16 protein-coding genes and 1 tRNA gene are annotated in these 16,989 nt (G+C 49.8%); 9 read left to right on the top strand and 8 right to left on the bottom strand.

Annotation, left to right across the window (positions count from 1 at the left end; all coding sequences use genetic code 11):
• Positions 1 to 84 precede the first annotated feature (84 nt).
• Positions 85 to 1,977, top strand: a complete 1,893-nt coding sequence (locus AC1S5B_RS03895; protein ID WP_482034394.1) for a glycosyltransferase family 39 protein — start codon at positions 85 to 87, stop codon at positions 1,975 to 1,977.
• Positions 1,978 to 2,005: 28 nt separating this feature from the next.
• Here the strand turns inward: AC1S5B_RS03895 and AC1S5B_RS03900 are convergent, their stop codons facing one another.
• Positions 2,006 to 3,094: a RuBisCO accumulation factor 1 gene (locus AC1S5B_RS03900; protein ID WP_482034395.1), complete on the bottom strand. Its 1,089-nt coding sequence runs from the start codon at positions 3,092 to 3,094 to the stop codon at positions 2,006 to 2,008.
• 88 nt (positions 3,095 to 3,182) lie between these two features.
• On the opposite strand from AC1S5B_RS03900, the gene AC1S5B_RS03905 reads away from it, so the two are divergent.
• From AC1S5B_RS03905 to AC1S5B_RS03915, 3 genes are all read left to right on the top strand, one after another.
• Positions 3,183 to 3,255: transfer RNA gene (locus AC1S5B_RS03905), tRNA-Ala, on the top strand.
• 102 nt (positions 3,256 to 3,357) lie between these two features.
• Complete coding sequence (locus AC1S5B_RS03910) at positions 3,358 to 4,587, top strand: saccharopine dehydrogenase family protein (protein WP_482034396.1); 1,230 nt, start codon at positions 3,358 to 3,360, stop codon at positions 4,585 to 4,587.
• A 45-nt stretch (positions 4,588 to 4,632) separates the two neighbouring features.
• Entirely contained in the window at positions 4,633 to 5,001 is a 369-nt protein-coding gene (locus AC1S5B_RS03915) for a DUF2237 family protein (RefSeq protein ID WP_482034397.1), read from the top strand.
• Positions 5,002 to 5,058: 57 nt separating this feature from the next.
• On the opposite strand, the gene AC1S5B_RS03920 is transcribed toward AC1S5B_RS03915, so the two are convergent.
• Both AC1S5B_RS03920 and AC1S5B_RS03925 read right to left on the bottom strand, forming a co-directional pair.
• Positions 5,059 to 5,469, bottom strand: coding sequence for an EamA family transporter (locus tag AC1S5B_RS03920; RefSeq protein WP_482034398.1), 411 nt, complete (start codon positions 5,467 to 5,469; stop codon positions 5,059 to 5,061).
• Between the two features lie 41 nt (positions 5,470 to 5,510).
• The gene (locus tag AC1S5B_RS03925; RefSeq protein WP_482034399.1) at positions 5,511 to 5,819 is read right to left on the bottom strand and encodes a DUF2499 domain-containing protein; all 309 of its coding nucleotides are present in this window, start codon (positions 5,817 to 5,819) and stop codon (positions 5,511 to 5,513) included.
• A gap of 111 nt (positions 5,820 to 5,930) precedes the next feature.
• On the opposite strand from AC1S5B_RS03925, the gene csaB reads away from it, so the two are divergent.
• Positions 5,931 to 7,043 carry a polysaccharide pyruvyl transferase CsaB gene (csaB, locus tag AC1S5B_RS03930; protein WP_482034400.1) on the top strand — a complete coding sequence of 371 codons (1,113 nt, stop codon included), beginning with the start codon at positions 5,931 to 5,933 and terminating at the stop codon, positions 7,041 to 7,043.
• A 140-nt stretch (positions 7,044 to 7,183) separates the two neighbouring features.
• Here the strand turns inward: csaB and lysS are convergent, their stop codons facing one another.
• Positions 7,184 to 8,734 (bottom strand): lysine--tRNA ligase, encoded by a 1,551-nt coding sequence (gene lysS, locus AC1S5B_RS03935; RefSeq protein ID WP_482034401.1) that lies wholly within the window; start codon positions 8,732 to 8,734, stop codon positions 7,184 to 7,186.
• 165 nt (positions 8,735 to 8,899) lie between these two features.
• Positions 8,900 to 9,391, bottom strand: coding sequence for a MarR family winged helix-turn-helix transcriptional regulator (locus AC1S5B_RS03940; protein WP_482034402.1), 492 nt, complete (start codon positions 9,389 to 9,391; stop codon positions 8,900 to 8,902).
• A 101-nt stretch (positions 9,392 to 9,492) separates the two neighbouring features.
• Here AC1S5B_RS03940 and AC1S5B_RS03945 point away from each other — a divergent pair, with 101 nt between their 5' ends.
• Positions 9,493 to 10,362, top strand: coding sequence for an EamA family transporter (locus tag AC1S5B_RS03945; RefSeq protein WP_482034403.1), 870 nt, complete (start codon positions 9,493 to 9,495; stop codon positions 10,360 to 10,362).
• 106 nt (positions 10,363 to 10,468) lie between these two features.
• On the top strand, positions 10,469 to 10,594 hold the full coding sequence (locus tag AC1S5B_RS03950) for a hypothetical protein (protein WP_482034404.1): 126 nt from the start codon (positions 10,469 to 10,471) through the stop codon (positions 10,592 to 10,594).
• 75 nt (positions 10,595 to 10,669) lie between these two features.
• Here the strand turns inward: AC1S5B_RS03950 and AC1S5B_RS03955 are convergent, their stop codons facing one another.
• The 3 genes from AC1S5B_RS03955 to AC1S5B_RS03965 all read right to left on the bottom strand — a co-directional run bounded on the left by AC1S5B_RS03955 (position 10,670) and on the right by AC1S5B_RS03965 (position 12,340).
• Positions 10,670 to 10,882: a MarR family winged helix-turn-helix transcriptional regulator gene (locus AC1S5B_RS03955; protein ID WP_482034405.1), complete on the bottom strand. Its 213-nt coding sequence runs from the start codon at positions 10,880 to 10,882 to the stop codon at positions 10,670 to 10,672.
• A 124-nt stretch (positions 10,883 to 11,006) separates the two neighbouring features.
• A complete protein-coding gene (locus AC1S5B_RS03960; RefSeq protein ID WP_482033698.1) occupies positions 11,007 to 11,753 on the bottom strand; it encodes a transposase in 747 nt (248 codons plus the stop codon).
• Between the two features lie 29 nt (positions 11,754 to 11,782).
• Positions 11,783 to 12,340, bottom strand: coding sequence for a helix-turn-helix domain-containing protein (locus AC1S5B_RS03965; protein ID WP_482033699.1), 558 nt, complete (start codon positions 12,338 to 12,340; stop codon positions 11,783 to 11,785).
• Between the two features lie 46 nt (positions 12,341 to 12,386).
• Here AC1S5B_RS03965 and AC1S5B_RS03970 point away from each other — a divergent pair, with 46 nt between their 5' ends.
• Both AC1S5B_RS03970 and AC1S5B_RS03975 read left to right on the top strand, forming a co-directional pair.
• Positions 12,387 to 12,965: a glutathione S-transferase family protein gene (locus AC1S5B_RS03970; protein ID WP_482034406.1), complete on the top strand. Its 579-nt coding sequence runs from the start codon at positions 12,387 to 12,389 to the stop codon at positions 12,963 to 12,965.
• Between the two features lie 95 nt (positions 12,966 to 13,060).
• Positions 13,061 to 16,753: a PAS domain-containing protein gene (locus AC1S5B_RS03975; protein WP_482034407.1), complete on the top strand. Its 3,693-nt coding sequence runs from the start codon at positions 13,061 to 13,063 to the stop codon at positions 16,751 to 16,753.
• Positions 16,754 to 16,989 lie beyond the last annotated feature (236 nt).

The following is a 16,989-nucleotide window of genomic DNA, read 5'->3' on the forward strand; positions in this document are numbered from 1 at the left end:
GGTTTTACTCAAATGCCTCTCGCCCCTCTCCTCCCTAGCAATTATTCTCTCCCAAGAAGAACTTGAGTATGGTTGAATATCACCATGAAAAGTTCTCGACACTACTGGTTACTGACTGGCATTTTGCTGCTGGGGGCGGTGCTGCGGTTTTGGAATCTAGATTTTAAGCCGCTGTGGATGGATGAAGTGATCACAGCAGTGTTTAGCCTAGGGCATACTTATCAGGATGTGCCAGTGGGAGAAGCGCTGCCAGTATCAGCGTTTGAGCAGGTTTTCACCCTAAATTCCCAGGCAACCTGCGCGCAGATTAGCGAAACGGTATCCGTGCAATCGGTGCATCCGCCGCTGTTTTTTTGTGGGATGCACCAATGGCTGAGGTGGGTCAATGAGATTTCCATAAACTGGGTATGGAAACTGCGATCGCTGCCGGCGTTGTTTGGGGTTGGGGCGATCGCGGCTCTTTATCTACTTAATCGCATCGCCTTTTCTGCCAAAGCGGGACTCGTGGGCGCGGCTCTGATGGCAGTGTCGCCGTTTGCCGTCTATCTATCCCAAGAAGCTCGTCACTATACCTTGCCCATGCTGCTAGTGATTTTGGCGTTAACGGGGTTGTATGCCATGCTCGTCGATCTGCAAAGACAGCAGATTAGGCTCCCCATTTGGTTGGGTTGGATTGCCACCAATAGCATTGGGTTCTATGTTCACTACTTCTTTTTACTCGCCTTTTTTGCTCAAAGTGTGACGCTAGTTTTAGGCGCTCACAAAATCGCTCAGTCCCACAAAGCGGCAAGCCAGTTGGCAATGAATTCCGAGTCTGCAACCGCTAACTGGCAACAACCCCAGAATGCTCTGTCGTTTACAAGCGGCGATCGCAGAAAGATTATTAAGGATAGAGATTTCAGAGAAACAGAGAAAGGCGTACCGGGCTATTCCATTTTCCCCGATGTCTTCCCTCTCACCACCGCTAAATTGTCTGCCCTTTGCTTAATTCCTATCTTCGTGGTTTGCCTGACCTACTTGCCTTGGCTACCCACGTTTTTGAGCCATATGCGTCGTCCAGAAATCGATTGGATGAAGCCTTATGCTCCTGGCTGGCAGCATGTGATTGCACCTTTATATCAGCTTCCGCTCGGCTGGATCTTGATGGTGGTGGCATTTCCGGTGGAGCAACAACCACTGTGGATCGTCGGTTTTTGGGGGTTGCTGACGCTAATTTTTGTGGGCTGGCTCATTTGGCAAATCAGAGTAGGGTTGCGGCAACTGTGGCGATCGCCGCCGTCTCATTTGGGAGCTTGGATGCTTGTCACATTCATACTGGTAGTGGTGCTGGAGTTTTTGGCGATCGCCTATTTGATGGGCACCGATCTCACCCAAGTGCCGCGCTACAATTTCATCTACTTTCCAGCGGTATGTGCATTAATTGGAGCCTGTTTAAGCCAGCGATCGCCCATCCGTAATCAATCAAAAAAATTGACTTTTCTAGGATCTAAAAGTCCCCAAGCAATCGCGATCGTCTTATTGGTATCACTCTTAAGCAGCATCTTTGTCGTACAGGATTTGGTCTTTCAAAAACCCTACAATCCTAATCTAGTGGCACAGAACTTATCTGTTGAGCCAACCAAAAATCGCTTAGTAGTGAATGCCTATCAAGACTTTCAAGATATTGCCTTGGGACTCAGTTTTGCCCTGAACCTGCAACACCAAGAGCATTCAACCGAAAGTTCCTCACGCACGCACTTTGCACTCCTTGCCCAAACCAATGGATACGATCAAGTTTGGTCTGATCTTGCCCAATTAAAACAGCCGTTGACATTACCGCTGAATTTGTGGGTGATCAGTCCAGGATTGAAACGCCGTGACTTTAAACCGCAGCTTTCAATCCGCGATCGCGCAGGCACTCCCCATGCTTGCACCCTCGATCCAGCCCACTATCACCGTCTTGGCGTACCCTATCAGCTTTATCAGTGCCAAAAATAAGCCAAGCCGGAGACAGTTCTCCACCCGGCTATTCTTCCATTTGCCAGGGATCTTTGGTGTACTCGTTGTCCAACACCTTTTTGGGACGCATAATCAACACGATTTGCCCTAAAATGGCGGCTTCTGGCGCTTCAGTAAACCAACGAATGTGGAGTTGATTGGCTTCTTCGATTAAAAAGTAGCTGTTGGCATTCCAAGTGCGCTGAGCGCGATCGACGATGATTAACACTTCTTCGGCTCTACCCGGAAGCGTGGTAGGAAGGCGATCGCTGACTTCCAAAACAGCAACCGGGTCTTCTGCTAGTCGAATCACCTGCCAACCGGGCACCGCAACCCAAGCCCCTGTTCCGGAAAACTGCACCATGCCGAAGGAGTCGTTTTCTTCGACTAGAGGAACCGCTTGAAGATCGGTTTTGGTGAGGGGAAACTTGCCCACAACTGGAATGATTCGGGGCAGGAATTCGTCCTCTTCCAACCGATAAAGCGGCAACATCGGCTCTGACTTGGCTGACACCACGGCGAAATCGGTGAGAAGTTTTTCGATTTGCTGGCGGGCAGGTTCGCTATGGGCAAAGCGCAACCCTTTTGCAATCAATCGCGATCGCTCTTGTAAATCAGCTTTTTGGCGTGCCTGCTTCCAAGATTGATAGGCGACCACATCCCCTGGATGCTGGCTAAATCCTTCAGGAATTGCACCCAACCGAGAAAAATCTTTGACCGCTTTGACCACATCCTTCGCTTCATCAATATCCAAGCCCTTTTCTTGAACTAAATCCGCAGTTGCGGCTCGTTCAGACTGGGTTAAGATTCGTAGCTCATATAAAATGTCGCTGCCCTTGCGATCGAACAGCGCCTTGGTTTCCTCAGACACGCCCACCGCCATAATCGTGGCATACACCTGAGCGCCCACAATCACCTGGTTTTGTTGAATCGGTTCAAATCCCGTCTCTTCAAAAATGGTTTGACCGTCATAACCCGCTTTTTGCAGCGCTTGGCAGGCTTGCCCCCATTCGACCCAACTTCCCTGCTTGCGACGAAGATTGAGAAATAGTTCTGAGGCGTTGATCTCAGCTTTATCGGGAGTGGATGAAGCATCCTCGTGGGAATTGTCAGTCATAAGTTAAGGTCGGTGAAAAGTTTAGTGAAAAGTAAATTTAACAGGTTGACGTTTCTTCCCGTCTCAAGGCATTATAATTGATGCACAAGGGGCTATAGCACAGTTGGTAGCGCGTCTCAATGGCATTGAGAAGGTCAGCGGTTCGAATCCGCTTAGCTCCATTTCTTTTCAGGCAAATTCTTCTTAACAGCGATCGCGTGGCGACTTCTACTTTGAAAAGAGTAAAGTTGCCAGTGTAACCCGTCGTCAGGAGTGCTTTCACCATGTCTGATCGTGCCTATGATGTTGTCCTTTATGGTGCCAGTGGTTTTGTCGGTAAACAAACCGTGCAGTACTTTGCTAACCATACTTCCCCGGGGCAGGTGCGATGGGCGATCGCGGGGCGCAACCGTCAGAAACTAGAAGCCATTCGGGATGAAATTGGGGTTGCCGTGGATGTGCTGGTTGCGGATAGTCAGGATCAGCAGGCGATCGACGCGATCGCCTCTCAAACCCAAGTATTACTCACTACCGCCGGACCCTTTGCCCTTTATGGCAATGCCCTAGTTGATGCCTGCGTTCGCTTCAAAACTCATTACGTAGACATTACTGGAGAAACGCCTTGGGTCAGAACTTTAATCGATCTCTATCACACTCAAGCAGCCAACGACGGCACCCGCATCATTCCCTGCTGTGGTTTCGATTCGGTGCCCTCCGATTTAGGGACTTACCTGGTCGTTCGTCACCTACAACGGGAACTGGGTGTGGCTTGCAAACAGGTAAATGCCTATTTTCAGGCTATTGGCGGCTTTAACGGTGGCACGCTGGCATCGGCATTTAATCTCTACGATACGCCGGGGGGAACCCAGATGAATCAACCCTTTCTGCTAAATCCCTCTACATCTCAGCCTCACGCCGAAGGCGATCGCACCCGTGATCCGCAAGCCCCATTGTTTGATGCCGACCTCAACACTTGGGTTGCGCCCTTTTTTATGGGAGTTGTGAATACCCGCATCGTCCGCCGCAGCAGTGCCCTGTATCAGGAGTGGCAGGAACCCTATGGATCGGACTTCACCTATCAGGAATATCTCAAGTTTGACGAACCACTGGCATGGTTGAAGGCAACAGGTGCCACCACAGGACTTGCGCTATTTATGGGGATTCTACAACAGCCTCAGGGACGCGGACTGCTGCAACCCTTGCTGCCCCAACCCGGTAGCGGACCTTCTGAGCAAACCATGAACGAAGGCTGGTTTTCCTGTGAACTGGTGGGCACCGCTATTGACGGACGCAAAGTGCGGGGGCTTATTCGCGACCAAGGAGATCCCGGCAATCGAGCGACAGTCAAATTCTTGTGCGAGTCTGCCTTGGGTCTGGCACTTCAACCCGACGAACTACCGGGAGGGCAAGCGAGGGGAGGCATCCTTACTCCAGCAACCGGATTAGGCGATGTTTTGCTAGAACGATTACGTCAGGCTGGAATGACTGTCTCTGCCTTCTCAAAAAACTTGTAGTATGCTCTTAACATTCTGTCATTAGTCCCTACCTCCGTAACCATCATGACCAACGCCAAGAACGTATTAGGGGAACCGCTAGAACTTTGCTGTACCTCGCCTATGACGGGCTATTACCGCGATGGATACTGCACCACCGGCGACGGCGATGTGGGGGTGCATGTAGTATGCGCCCAAGTCACGGCAGAGTTTCTGACCTACACCAAAGCCCAAGGGAATGACCTATCAACGCCCATGCCTGCCTATGGCTTTCCTGGCTTGAAACCGGGCGATCGCTGGTGTTTGTGCGCCTCCCGCTGGAAAGAAGCCCTAGACGATGGAGTTGCACCGCCCATAATTTTGGCATCAACCCACGCCGCTGCATTGAAACACGTCAGCCTAGAGGAACTGAAGCAACATGCCAGTGGCGAATGATCAGTTCTAGATTTTGTATTCTCATGCGCACATCGCCCCTCGGCATTCACACATTCTTTATGCTGCCACTAGGATCATGGCTACTATTGCCAGCGCGATGCCGATTCCTTGCTGGAGGGTGATAGTTTCATGGAGGAAGGCGATCGCGAGAAAAATACTCACCGTGGGATATAAGGCGGAAATGGTGGCAACCAGAGTGACGGGACCGGTCAGCACGGCGCTGAGAAAGCAAAATGCACCAGCAAACCCTAGCATTCCGGTGGTCATGGCTAAGCCAATGCCAATCGGGTGAACTTGGGGCTGGAAGTTGAGGGAAATCAGCATCGCGATCGCCAACACAATCGCGCCAAGAACCTCATAAACAATGGCACTTCGAGGATTAAGATAGGTTGTTGTGATTTTTGGTAAAAACCCCCAGAACCCCCAAAAAATCATCGCTCCCAGCGTTGGCAACATCCAATCTTTCATAGATACCCCACTCTTTTAATACACACCCCAATCATGAACTACTAGCTATCTACCTTAGTTCGAGCGCTTTGCCAAATCCACCAGGCTGCTAGCATAACGGTCACATTTCCTAAAACGGTCATTGCCGCTTGCAGGGTAACTAGCCAAGTGAGCGATGGCGAATTATCAAAAAAGTGCCAAGTGCAGGCACACATCGCACTTACCAAAGCAGGCAACATCCCAAACGAAAGCGCTTTCCAAGCCGGATTATTAGTCACTTCGCCATACGTCCAAATCAACCAAATGGCAACAATCCACTCAACAACACTTGAAATATGAATAATCCAGGTGGGAATTGATAATGCGTTCATAGAAATGGATTCAGGGCAATGCGATCGCTGGGGGCTATCTTCAGGATAGTTTAAGTAGGGGATCTATTCCCTTCCAGAGAAGAAGGGAAATCTCACTCAAAACTTAAAATATTGTCTGCGGAAACGCTACGCGACCCCAACTTATTACTTACTTTTATGGGAATACAAGCGGTTTTATGTGGCTACTATGGCAAAGGCAACGGCGGGGATGAGGCGCTTCTAGCATCCTTGTTACAACGATTGCCCAAGACGGTCACGCCGCTGGTGCTGTCGGGTAATCCTAGCCAAACGCGCGATCGCTTTGGGGTCGAGGCGATTGATCGAAACAACGCGATCGCGGTTTTCAACGCTCTCCGTCAGTCTCAGGTATTCGTTTGGGGTGGCGGCAGTCTGATCCAAGATGCCACCAGCGCTCTCAGCCCGCTTTACTACACGGGGCTGATGCAGTTAGCCCAGCGCATGGGCTTGATCACGATCGCGTGGGCACAGGGGATTGGACCGCTCCACCGCCCTAGGACCCAATGGCTGGCGCAACAAACTTTTTCCCGCTGTACGGCAGTCAGTGTGCGCGATAGTCAGTCTGCTAGCTGGGTTTCTAAGTGGGGCATTCCCTTTACGCTGGCACCCGATCCCGTTTGGGCGATGACCGGTAGCCCCGTTCAAGGATTGTGGGATTTGCCTGCTCCCAGAGTGGCGGTCAATCTGCGCGTTCATCCTCAACTCACTCCAGAGCGTCTGGCAGCCCTGACCCAAGCCCTAATCTTGTTTCAGAAAGCAACCCAAGCCTGTATTTTATTGGTGCCGTTTCAGCGATCGCAGGATTTAGCGATCGCTGAAACCCTTCAGCCTCAAATTCCGGGTTCAAAAGTGCTGATGTTAGAAGATCCCCAGCAGCTAAAAGGCTTATTTCGCGGCGTAGAAATGGCGATCGCCATGCGGTTTCATGGGCTGATTATGGCGGCGGCTTCTGAGTGTCGCTGCTTTGCCCTCAGCTATGATCCGAAAGTCAGCCAATTAATGAAGGATCTCGATCTACCCGGATGGGAACTCGCTAACATTCCCACCGACCCTAACGCCATCTGCCAAACCTGGCTAGAACACTACGTTAATGGTGAACCGCTGTCGCTTGACCAAATTCAATTTCTCGTCGATCGCGCCCTGATTCATGCAGAAGTGCTAGAAAAAGCAATACTACAAGCCGGGGACAGCAAAGTAAGCAGATAGGGCAATCGCGCCTGCTGATTTAACTGCCCAGAAATTGCAGAACCAGTGCTGGCACAGTCCAAGATTTGCCTCTGCGATCGCGACTGTAATTGAGAGTGTTGCTGTATTTAGCGATTTATCCCTACATTCAGCAACGCCACTTATGCTTCTTCAGCTTTTTCGGGCTTGAGCAGGGGAAACGCAATCGCGTCGCGGATACTGGCGCAGTCGGTGAGGAGCATGACCAGGCGATCGATGCCGATGCCTAAGCCTCCTGTGGGCGGCATTCCATATTCCAGGGCGGTCACAAAATCTTCATCGACGCTGTGGGCTTCTAAATCACCCGCCTCTTTGCGATCGGCTTGGGCTTGCAAACGCTGTAATTGATCTACCGGATCGGTCAACTCCGAGAAGCTATTTGCCGTTTCGCGCCCCACCATAAACAGTTCAAACCGTTCTACCAGACTGGGCTTAGAGCGATGCGGTTTTGCCAGAGGCGAAATTTCCACCGGATAATCTATCACAAAGGTCGGCTGAATCAGAGTTTCTTCCACCGTTTGTTCAAATGCCTGATTCAGCAAAGCGCCAATAGATTCTGCCTTGTCTACACTGTGCAATTTTGCTTGAGTTACCGCAGCTTTAGCCTCTTCCAGGCTAGTAAACGCTGCAAAGTCAATCCCGGTTTTTTCCTTCACCGCCTCATGCATGGTTACCCTGCGCCAAGGCGGAGTTAGATCCACGGGTTCATCTTGATAGGTGATTTTCAAAGTGCCCAAGACATCCTGAGCAGCAGTCGTGACGATCGCCTCGGTCAGCGTCATCATGTCGTTGTAATCGGCGTATGCCTGATAGACCTCCAGCGTCGTGAATTCGGGATTGTGGCGGGTAGAAATGCCTTCATTCCGAAACACGCGCCCCAGTTCAAACACCTTCTCAAAGCCACCCACAATCAGCCGCTTCAGGTGTAGCTCCGTGGCGATCCGGAGGTACAGGCTCATATCCAGCGTGTTGTGATAGGTGATGAATGGACGCGCTTCTGCTCCCCCGGCTTCAGTTTGCAGCACAGGCGTTTCGATCTCAATGAAGCCCTGCTGATCGAGATAACGGCGCATGGAGGCAGTGATCAACGCCCGTCGCCGAAAGGTTTCCCGCACTTCAGGATTGACGATCAAATCCACATAGCGCTGACGGTAACGCTTAGCAACATCGGTTAAGCCGTGCCACTTATCCGGCAAGGGCAACAGGGATTTGGTCAGCATGGCGTATTCCCGCACATAGACTGACAGTTCGCCTTTTTCGGTGCGCTTGATGCTGCCCGTCACACCAATAATGTCGCCTGCATCGGTCAACTGCTTCAGATGGTCAAAAGCGCTTTCGTCCTTCGCCGCCATCGTCTCTTGAATCCGACTTTTTTCTAGATAAAGCTGAATCGTGCCCGTTTCGTCTTGCAACGTGAAAAACGCCAGTTTGCCAAAAACGCGCTTTGCCATAATCCGCCCTGCGATCGCTACTTCCACCTCTGCCTCTTCGCCATTGGGCAGGTCGGCATAGTTCGCTTGCAACTCTGCGGCATGGTGGGTCGATTCCCAGCGGTAGGCATAGGGCGTTAACCCTGCTTGCTGCAACTGTTCCACCTTTGCAAGGCGAGTAGCACGAATCTCTTCTAAGGTGGTTTGCGGGTCAGATGGGGCTTGGGCGCGATCGCGGGACATGGCGGCTGATTGTGAAGATTACAAGTCTTAATTATGTCGTAGTCAACGAGTGATTAAACCTGAAGTTAGAAAGCAGTGTGATTCGCCGCTAGCTTCAATTTAATTCGTAGCAGATTCTGTCATTTGTTTTTTCAACTCTGTATCGGACTCAAACAATATCAATCGCTACTTCTCAAATGAAATTAAAAGCTTACTCAACAAGTGAGTAAGTGCTTCACGTTCTGCTTCGTCTAAACCGCTAAGGAGGTTATGTTCATTGGCAACATGAGCCTCGACCGCTTTTTCAATCAGATTAAAACCTTTATCCGTCAACTGAATTAGGGTTCCTCGGCGATCTCTGGGATCAGGAATGCGTTTCACCAGGTCAGCGTGTTCTAGGCGATCAATCCGATGCGTCATCGTACCGGATGAAACCATCATCGTGTTAAATAGCTCGGTCGGCGAAAGTTGGTACGGCTGACCCGAACGGCGCAATGTTGCCAACACATCAAATTCCCCAACATTCAAGCCAAAGTCTGAAAAGGTTTTTTGAATCGCTCGTTCCAAATGCTTAGCGAGTCGCGTCATCCTACCTATGATGCCCATGGGTGAGATATCTAAGTCAGGGCGCACGCTCTGCCATTGCGCCAAAATTGCATCGACCGGATCGGCTTTCATTCAAATGCCACTTATCTTAAAAATCTTTATGTCAACCATCTTAACATCAAGATAAATGCTAGAATCTCGACGACGAGTATCTTAACATCAAGATAAAAGCTGTGAAAACTACTTCTGTTCGCCTGTCGGATATTTTGCTGACGGCTCTAGCGCCGATGATTTGGGGCACGACGTATTTTGTGGCAACTGAACTCTTGCCGCCGAATCATCCCCTATTAGTGGCTTCTTTGCGATCGCTGCCGATTGGTATTTTGCTAACAGCCTGGTTAAGACAACTGCCAAAAGGAGTTTGGTGGTGGCGGATTTTGCTCTTAGGCAGTCTTAATATCGGTCTCTTTCAAGCACTATTATTTATCGCTGCTTATCGCCTTCCGGGAGGTGTTGCAGCAACCGCAGGCTCAATCCAACCTTTATTAGTCGTCTGGTTTTCTTGGATCATCTTGCACGAAAAACCGTCCAAGCTATCGATTGTGGCAGCGATCGCAGGCTTGATTGGGGTTGGATTGCTGGTTTTGAGTCCGGCGGCGCGCCTTGATAGTGTTGGCATTGCTGCTGCGATCTCTGGAGCCGCAACAATGGGTCTAGGAACCGTGCTAGGCAAGCGGTGGAAACGCCCAGTTCCTCTACTGGTCTTTACAGCATGGCAGTTAGCAGTCGGCGGCATCGTTCTGCTGCCTATCGCCCTAACGTTTGAAGAACCCATCACGCAAATCTCAACGACTAACTTGTTGGGCTTTGTTTATCTAGGGATAGTTGGCACTGGACTGGCTTACGCGCTTTGGTTTCGAGGGATTGATAAACTTAAAGCTTCGGCTGTTTCGTCTCTAGGATTGATGAGTCCTGTCATCGCAACCCTGATTGGATTTATTTTCCTCCATCAAACCTTGACCCCAATTCAACTGCTTGGAATGGCGATCGTGTTGATGAGTGTTTTATTCGGACAACAAATGAATCAATCATCTCCCCACTGAATCTAATACTTTTACTTTCAAATCACGGCTTGAACACCAACTACAGGTTTGTGCGTTCGGCTTCATCGTCTCGAAAAGAACCGCTGCATCATCTGGCTAACTTATTATGGTGGTGAGTGACGGGCGAGATCGCGAGACATGGCGGCTGATTGTGAAGATTACAAGTCTTAATTATGTCGCCGTCAACGAACGATTAAACCTGAAGTTAGCAAGCATTGTGGTTAGCAGCTAGCTTCAATTTAATTCGTAGCAGATTTTGTTACTTGTTTTTTCAACTCTGTATTTGGACTTGAACAATACTCAATCGCTACTTCTCAAATGAAATTAAAAGCTTACTCAGCAATTGAGTAAGAGTTTTACGGTCTGCCTCGTCTAAAACGCTAAGAAGGGTATGTTCATTGGCAACATGAGCCTCGACCGCTTTTTCAATCAGATTAAAACCTTTATCCGTCAACTGAATCAGGGTTCCTCGGCGATCGCTGGGATCAGGAGTGCGTTTCACGAGGTCAGCGTGTTCCAAGCGATCGCGCTAGACTGCCATCAAGCCTTTCAATGCTTGTTGTATTCCTACCGGGTATTCTGATGATTGACCTTTATACGTTCACTACACCCAACGGTCGCAAAGCCTCCATCATGCTAGTGGGTCATTTGGCATGAGTATTGCCATATTTAGAGGGACGATTTCTAGAAATTGGGGAAGCCGTACAAGCACCTGAACCACCCAACTGATGCTGCCGTCGGATTCGTGCTCTCTGTCGTCGCGCAGACCGTTTGCCACTCCACTCAAAGGGAGTTGGATGCTGATTCCAAGCTTGAGCAACTGCTTCAAACCAATCCATAATTTGCTGAGGGGTTTGGGGATGTTGCCCAGATAAGGCTCGTCGTTTCAAAATCCGTTGGATGGATTCTGCCATATTGAGCCAACTTCCGCCCAAAGGAGTGTAAAGGGGTAAGATGCCATGAGCGCATAGCCAGAGGACAAACTCAGGTGTTTTATGTCCTGCCAGATTGTCGCAAATTAACAGCATTCTTAAGGGCGGCAGTGGTTGGGGCAATGTAAATTTGATGCTCAGATTTTCGCGCCATCGTTGCCATAATAAACGCGTATCCGTTGCACTCGTTGCAGCAATCGGGGCAGGTAGAGATTGGACAATCTCTGCTAATTCTTGTTTCAACCAAGGATGTAATACCTGATTGGTACAGCTTTGTACCCCTTTGACTCGGACTTTCCCGTCCCTGGGATGAAAGAGTGTTAACAGCTTGGCAGTCCCATCTTTGACATACTCATGCGAATAAGTTGCTGGATGTTCCTGGGGTTGCCAACTCTCGCCTGGGTAAGGAACCGTGGTAAACGGACCTGCTTCATCTTCACACCAAACGGCTAATCCCATTGCCTCTGCGACGGTATAGGCTTGCTCAATTAATGCTTTTTTGCTTCACCATCCGGGTCTACCACTGTCACCACTCCCGATTTTCGTTTTCGCACCACTTTCCCGGTTTCACACCAACTCCGGTTCTTCTGCCAACTCCATCCTGACTCTTTCAACACCTTGTGTAAGGTGTAGGTACTCACCCGCGATAACTCTGGTTCCTGCTCTCGAATGCTCCGCTGTAGAGTACTCAAGCTCCAGGTTGCCGTTCCATCGGTTAGTCGTTCCGGTTTGCGTTGCACTGCCTGAAGGATTTTGGAGCGTTGTTCACTCCCATACACAACTTCAGGGCCTCCTCCATGTCGGAAGTTCAGTGCTGTAATCCCTTCTTGGTTGAACCGTGCCACTAATTGGGCAACTGCATCTCCAGAGCGTCGTCCGACTCTTCGAGCTGCATCCGTGTAATCGCAACCCTCTGCTACCGCCAGTAATAGTTTGGCGCGGGTAACTCGACTGGCGCTTTCACTTTGCGACCGACTCACTTTTTCTAAATATTGCTGCTCTTCTGGAGTGAGACTCCGAAGGGGATGTTTTTGATGACGAGTCATAGCCTCACCTCACGCTAGAATGTCATCATTTTCGAGCCTTTAGAGAATGGCAGCAACCGTAGCAAATGACCCACTAGAAGAGGTAGAACTGCCCTACACCGTTCACAAAATCGATATAACCAAAGGCGACCAATTCACGCCGGAGTTTATTGCGATCAATCCCAATAGCAAAATTCCAGCGATCGCCGATCTCGAAACGGGCATCACAATGTTTGAATCGGGCGCGATCTTGATTTACCTTGCCGAAAAAACCGGAAAGCTGATGCCAACGGAGCCTAAAAAGCGCTATCAAGTTCTGGAATGGCTGATGTTTCAGATGGCAGGCGTGGGACCGATGTTTGGACAGTTAAACCACTTTAAGAAGTTTGCGCCAGAAAAAATTTCCTACGCGATCGATCGCTATGAAAAAGAAACCCTGCGGCTTTATGGCGTGTTAGATAAACAATTATCCACCCAAGAATTTATCTGTGGAGACTACTCCATCGTAGACATTGCCACCTATCCTTGGGTTGCCACCTATGACTTTCAAGGATTGACCTTAGACACTCATCCCCACTTAAAGCGCTGGTTTGAAGTCGTTCAGGCGCGTCCTGCTGTTGCAAAAGGAATGGCGGTTCCTACCTAAAGGAGCGATCGCCCTTAACCCGCAAATTCAAGCGATCGCGAAGCGAAGGTAATAAAATAAATTGGAACAGTGTTTCGTGGATTAAGCCCTAGCGAATGTCAGCACCTCGGCTTCTCCTGCTAGAAAATGATCCAAGCGACGTAGAGGCAATTCAAGCCATGCTGATGGATCGCAACATGGATTATGAATTGCTGCGGGTAGAGACTCGCGCTGATTTTGTGACGGCACTGGAAACCGATGCTTTTGACTTGATTTTGGCAAATTGTGCCCTGCCCGATTTCGACGGCAGTGCTGTATTAGAAAGGGCCTATGCCCTTTGTCCCGAAATCCCCCTAATTATTCTCGCCCCTAGTTTGGATGAAGAACGGGCGATCGCCCTGCTAAACCAAGGCGCAACCGATTATATCCTCAAGCCCCAGCTAGGGCGATTGGTGCTAGCGGTGAAACAGGCATTGCGAGAAACCGCAGAACGCCGCAAACAGCAAACTATGCTGCGCGATCGCAACCGCTCAGTACGAATGCTACGCGAGCAGAATCAACTACTGCAATTGGTCGCCTTAGGGCACCCACTGGATGAATGCCTTGCCGCCGTTTGTGCATCAGTAGCTCAGCTCAGTCCTTGCACTCGTGCTTGCTTTCTGCTGACCGATCCCCAGCGGCAAACGTTTCCCCGTGCCATCACCCCAGACTTTCCGCCATCCTTTGGGCAAGGACTCAAGGATGCGCCGATCAATGAACGGGCGATCAGCACCTGTGGCACGGCGGTTGATTGTGGCGAACCCGTTACCTGCGCTAACATTGCCCACGATAAGCATTGGTCAAAAGGTTGGCGGGATTTATGTATCGCCCACGGAATTTTGGCGTGTTATTCCACACCTATGATAGGGCTAGACACCCTGCCTGTGGGATCGCTAATGCTGTGCTTCGATGAGGCACGACTGCCCACCGAGTGGGAATACCAACTGGCAGAGTTTGGCGCTCAAGTTGCCAGCATTGTGTTTGAGCGCGATCGCACAACCCATGCCCTACGAGAAAGCGAGGAGCAAAGCCGAAATATTCTAGAGAGCATTACAGATGCTTTCTTTGGATTAGACGAGAACTGGCAATTCATCTATGTCAATCAATCTGCCGAAATCCTGCTTAATCGCGCTCCTGTTGACTTAATCGGCAAAAAAATCTGGGAAGAATATCCAGGCTTGACTAGCAGCAAGTTTGAGACAATTTATAGAGGCGTAATGCGCGATCGCATCCCTGGAGCACTCACAGAATATTATCCTGACCACGATCGCTGGTATGAAGTTCATGTCTATCCTGCCAAAAACGGCATCAGCGTTTATTTCAGAAATGCCACCGATCTCATCCAAGCAGCAGAGACATTGCGCCAAACCTCTGCTGCCCTTGAACAGCAAGTGCAAAAATTTGAGGCAGTGAAATCTTCTGTCCCAGACTTTATTTATACGTTTGATTTGGCAGGGCGGTTTATTGATGTCAATCAGCCATTACTTGATCTTTGGCAAAAAACCTTAGCTGAAGCCATCGGCAAAAACTTTTTTGAATTAGAGTATCCAGTAGATTTGGCTGCAAAACTGCAAAATCAGATTCAGGAAGTGATTCAGACGCGCCAATCCATTCGAGATGAAACGCCTTATACTAGCGCGATCGGCACAAGAGACTACGAATATATTTTCGTACCCATTTTTAATGCAGAAAATGCTGTGGAAATGGTAGCCGGGGTGACTCGCGATATTACCGATCGCAAAGCGACTGAAGCAGAACTGCGGGAGAGTGAAGTCCGCTTCCGCACTCTGGCAGATAATATGTCTCAGTTTGCCTGGATGGCTGACCCAAATGGCTGGATATTTTGGTATAACCACCGTTGGTTTGAATACACAGGCACCACGTTAGAAGAAATGCAGGGTTGGGGTTGGCAGCAAGTCCATCACCCCGATCACGTTGATCGCGTGGTTGAATATTTCCGCCACTGTATTGAAACCGGAGAGCCCTGGGAAGATACGTTTCCCCTGCGGAGCAAAGATGGCTCCTATCGCTGGTTTCTGTCTCGTGCCATTCCCATCAAAGATGAAGCGGACAGGATTGCGCATTGGTTCGGCACCAATACTGATATCAGCGATCGCAAGCAAATTGAAGCAGAACTGCGGCAAAAAAATGCCATTTTGGATGTAGTGAATGAATCCGTACCCACGCCAATTTTTGTTAAAGATCGCCAAGGGCGGATTATTTATGCCAACCCAGCCACGCTCGAAGTGCTGGGCAAATCGGCTGAGGAAGTAATTGGTTGTTACGATAGCGATCTCTACCCATCCCCTGAAGATGCCGCCAGGGTGATGGAGAACGATCAGCGAATTATGGAAACCGGGCAAACAGAAGTCGTCGAAGAATCTCCTGATGGCATTCGCACCTTTTTGGGCATGAAAGCCCCCTACCGCAACGAGGCGGGCGAGGTGATTGGCTTGGTCGGCATCTCTAACGACATTAGCGATCGCAAGCGAATCGAAGCGGAACGCGAACAACTGCTGCAACAGGAGCAAGCAGCACGAGAAGCAGCCGAACAAGCCAACCGGATAAAAGATGAATTTTTAGCCGTTGTGTCCCATGAACTAAGAACTCCGCTTAACCCGATTTTAGGCTGGTCGAAACTGCTGCGTAGCGGCAAACTCTCTCCCGAAAAAGCAGCGGCAGCCTTAGGAACGATCGAACGAAATGCTCAGCAACAAGCTCAACTCATTGACGACTTGCTGGATATTTCTCGGATTTTGCAAAACAAACTCACGCTGGAGATCGCTCCTGTTGATCTCGTGGCAACGGTGACAGATGCCTTTGAGACCGTGCGGCTGACGGCAGAGGCAAAATCGATTCAACTGCGATCGTCCCTCGCCGCCGATGTAGACCCCATCATGGGCGATGCCAGTCGGTTGCAGCAAATCGTTTGGAACTTACTCTCCAATGCCATCAAATTCACCCCCGAAAATGGACAAGTGGAAGTAAGACTGGAAAGGGTGCAGGGGGCAATGAACGATGCTGAAACCCGTTCGCGTAGCGTCTCCGTAGCTTCTGCTTCCCGCAGGGTAGGAGTTAACCTGAAACCTGAAACCTATTATCCCTATGCTCAAATCACCGTTCGCGATACTGGAAAAGGAATTTTGCCTGAATTTTTGCCTCACCTATTTGAAGCGTTTCGACAAGAAGATGCTACTACCACCCGTAAATTTGGTGGACTGGGACTGGGCTTATCAATCGTGCAGCAACTCACCATACTCCACCGAGGCACCATCACGGCTGCCAGTGACGGTGAGGGAAAAGGGGCAACTTTCACCGTGCAATTCCCGATCGCACCCCGCCAACCAACCAGTCCCGCGCGTTCCTCCAGCGATCGCCCACCGATGGATTTAAGCGGCATTCAAATTCTTGTCGTCGATGACATTATTGATTCACAAGAGTTTGTAGTGTTTGCCCTAGAACAAGCAGGCGCGATCGTGACCCCGGCAAGTTCGGCACAAATGGCGCTGGAACTGTTAGCCCATGTGCAACCTGATATAGTTATTAGCGATCTTGGAATGCCAGACTGCAATGGCTATGAACTGTTACAGCAGATTCGCTCAGACTTTATTCGGCTACAATCAATTCCAGCGATCGCGCTTAGTGCTTATGCCAGCAAAACTGACCAGGAACAAGCCTTAACAGCAGGATTTCAATGTCATCTAGCAAAACCGATCGACCCAGAATCCCTCATCAAAACAGTAGCAATGCTGATTCAACCACCTAAATAATGTGAAATGCCGAACGCGAGTCTCTTTGGGCTGAATAGTGGCTGGATGGGTAGTAGCGATCGCACAATTGTTTGAAGCCCAAGTAAGGAAGATTGCTGATTTGACGTAGCAACTGTGAAAGGTTATGAAAGATGGGCAAACTAAGTGTGCGTTGCTCAGTCAATATACTCATACTGGAGTCTAAAGCTGCCTAATCGGTGACTGAACACCCTCTACCTGATTGCCGAAAAGCCTAC

It is taken from the genome of Leptolyngbya sp. CALU 1928, from assembly GCF_056784215.1.

Coding starts and splice junctions, on each gene's coding strand:
- lysS (WP_482034401.1), bottom strand. CDS start 8,734: ATGTCCCGCGATCGCGCCCAAGCCCCATCTGACCCGCAAACCACCTTA.
- AC1S5B_RS03895 (WP_482034394.1), top strand. CDS start 85: ATGAAAAGTTCTCGACACTACTGGTTACTGACTGGCATTTTGCTGCTG.
- AC1S5B_RS03915 (WP_482034397.1), top strand. CDS start 4,633: ATGACCAACGCCAAGAACGTATTAGGGGAACCGCTAGAACTTTGCTGT.
- AC1S5B_RS03960 (WP_482033698.1), bottom strand. CDS start 11,753: ATGGGATTAGCCGTTTGGTGTGAAGATGAAGCAGGTCCGTTTACCACG.
- AC1S5B_RS03965 (WP_482033699.1), bottom strand. CDS start 12,340: ATGACTCGTCATCAAAAACATCCCCTTCGGAGTCTCACTCCAGAAGAG.
- AC1S5B_RS03910 (WP_482034396.1), top strand. CDS start 3,358: ATGTCTGATCGTGCCTATGATGTTGTCCTTTATGGTGCCAGTGGTTTT.
- AC1S5B_RS03970 (WP_482034406.1), top strand. CDS start 12,387: ATGGCAGCAACCGTAGCAAATGACCCACTAGAAGAGGTAGAACTGCCC.
- AC1S5B_RS03900 (WP_482034395.1), bottom strand. CDS start 3,094: ATGACTGACAATTCCCACGAGGATGCTTCATCCACTCCCGATAAAGCT.
- AC1S5B_RS03950 (WP_482034404.1), top strand. CDS start 10,469: ATGGTGGTGAGTGACGGGCGAGATCGCGAGACATGGCGGCTGATTGTG.
- AC1S5B_RS03920 (WP_482034398.1), bottom strand. CDS start 5,469: ATGAAAGATTGGATGTTGCCAACGCTGGGAGCGATGATTTTTTGGGGG.
- AC1S5B_RS03975 (WP_482034407.1), top strand. CDS start 13,061: ATGTCAGCACCTCGGCTTCTCCTGCTAGAAAATGATCCAAGCGACGTA.
- AC1S5B_RS03925 (WP_482034399.1), bottom strand. CDS start 5,819: ATGAACGCATTATCAATTCCCACCTGGATTATTCATATTTCAAGTGTT.
- AC1S5B_RS03940 (WP_482034402.1), bottom strand. CDS start 9,391: ATGAAAGCCGATCCGGTCGATGCAATTTTGGCGCAATGGCAGAGCGTG.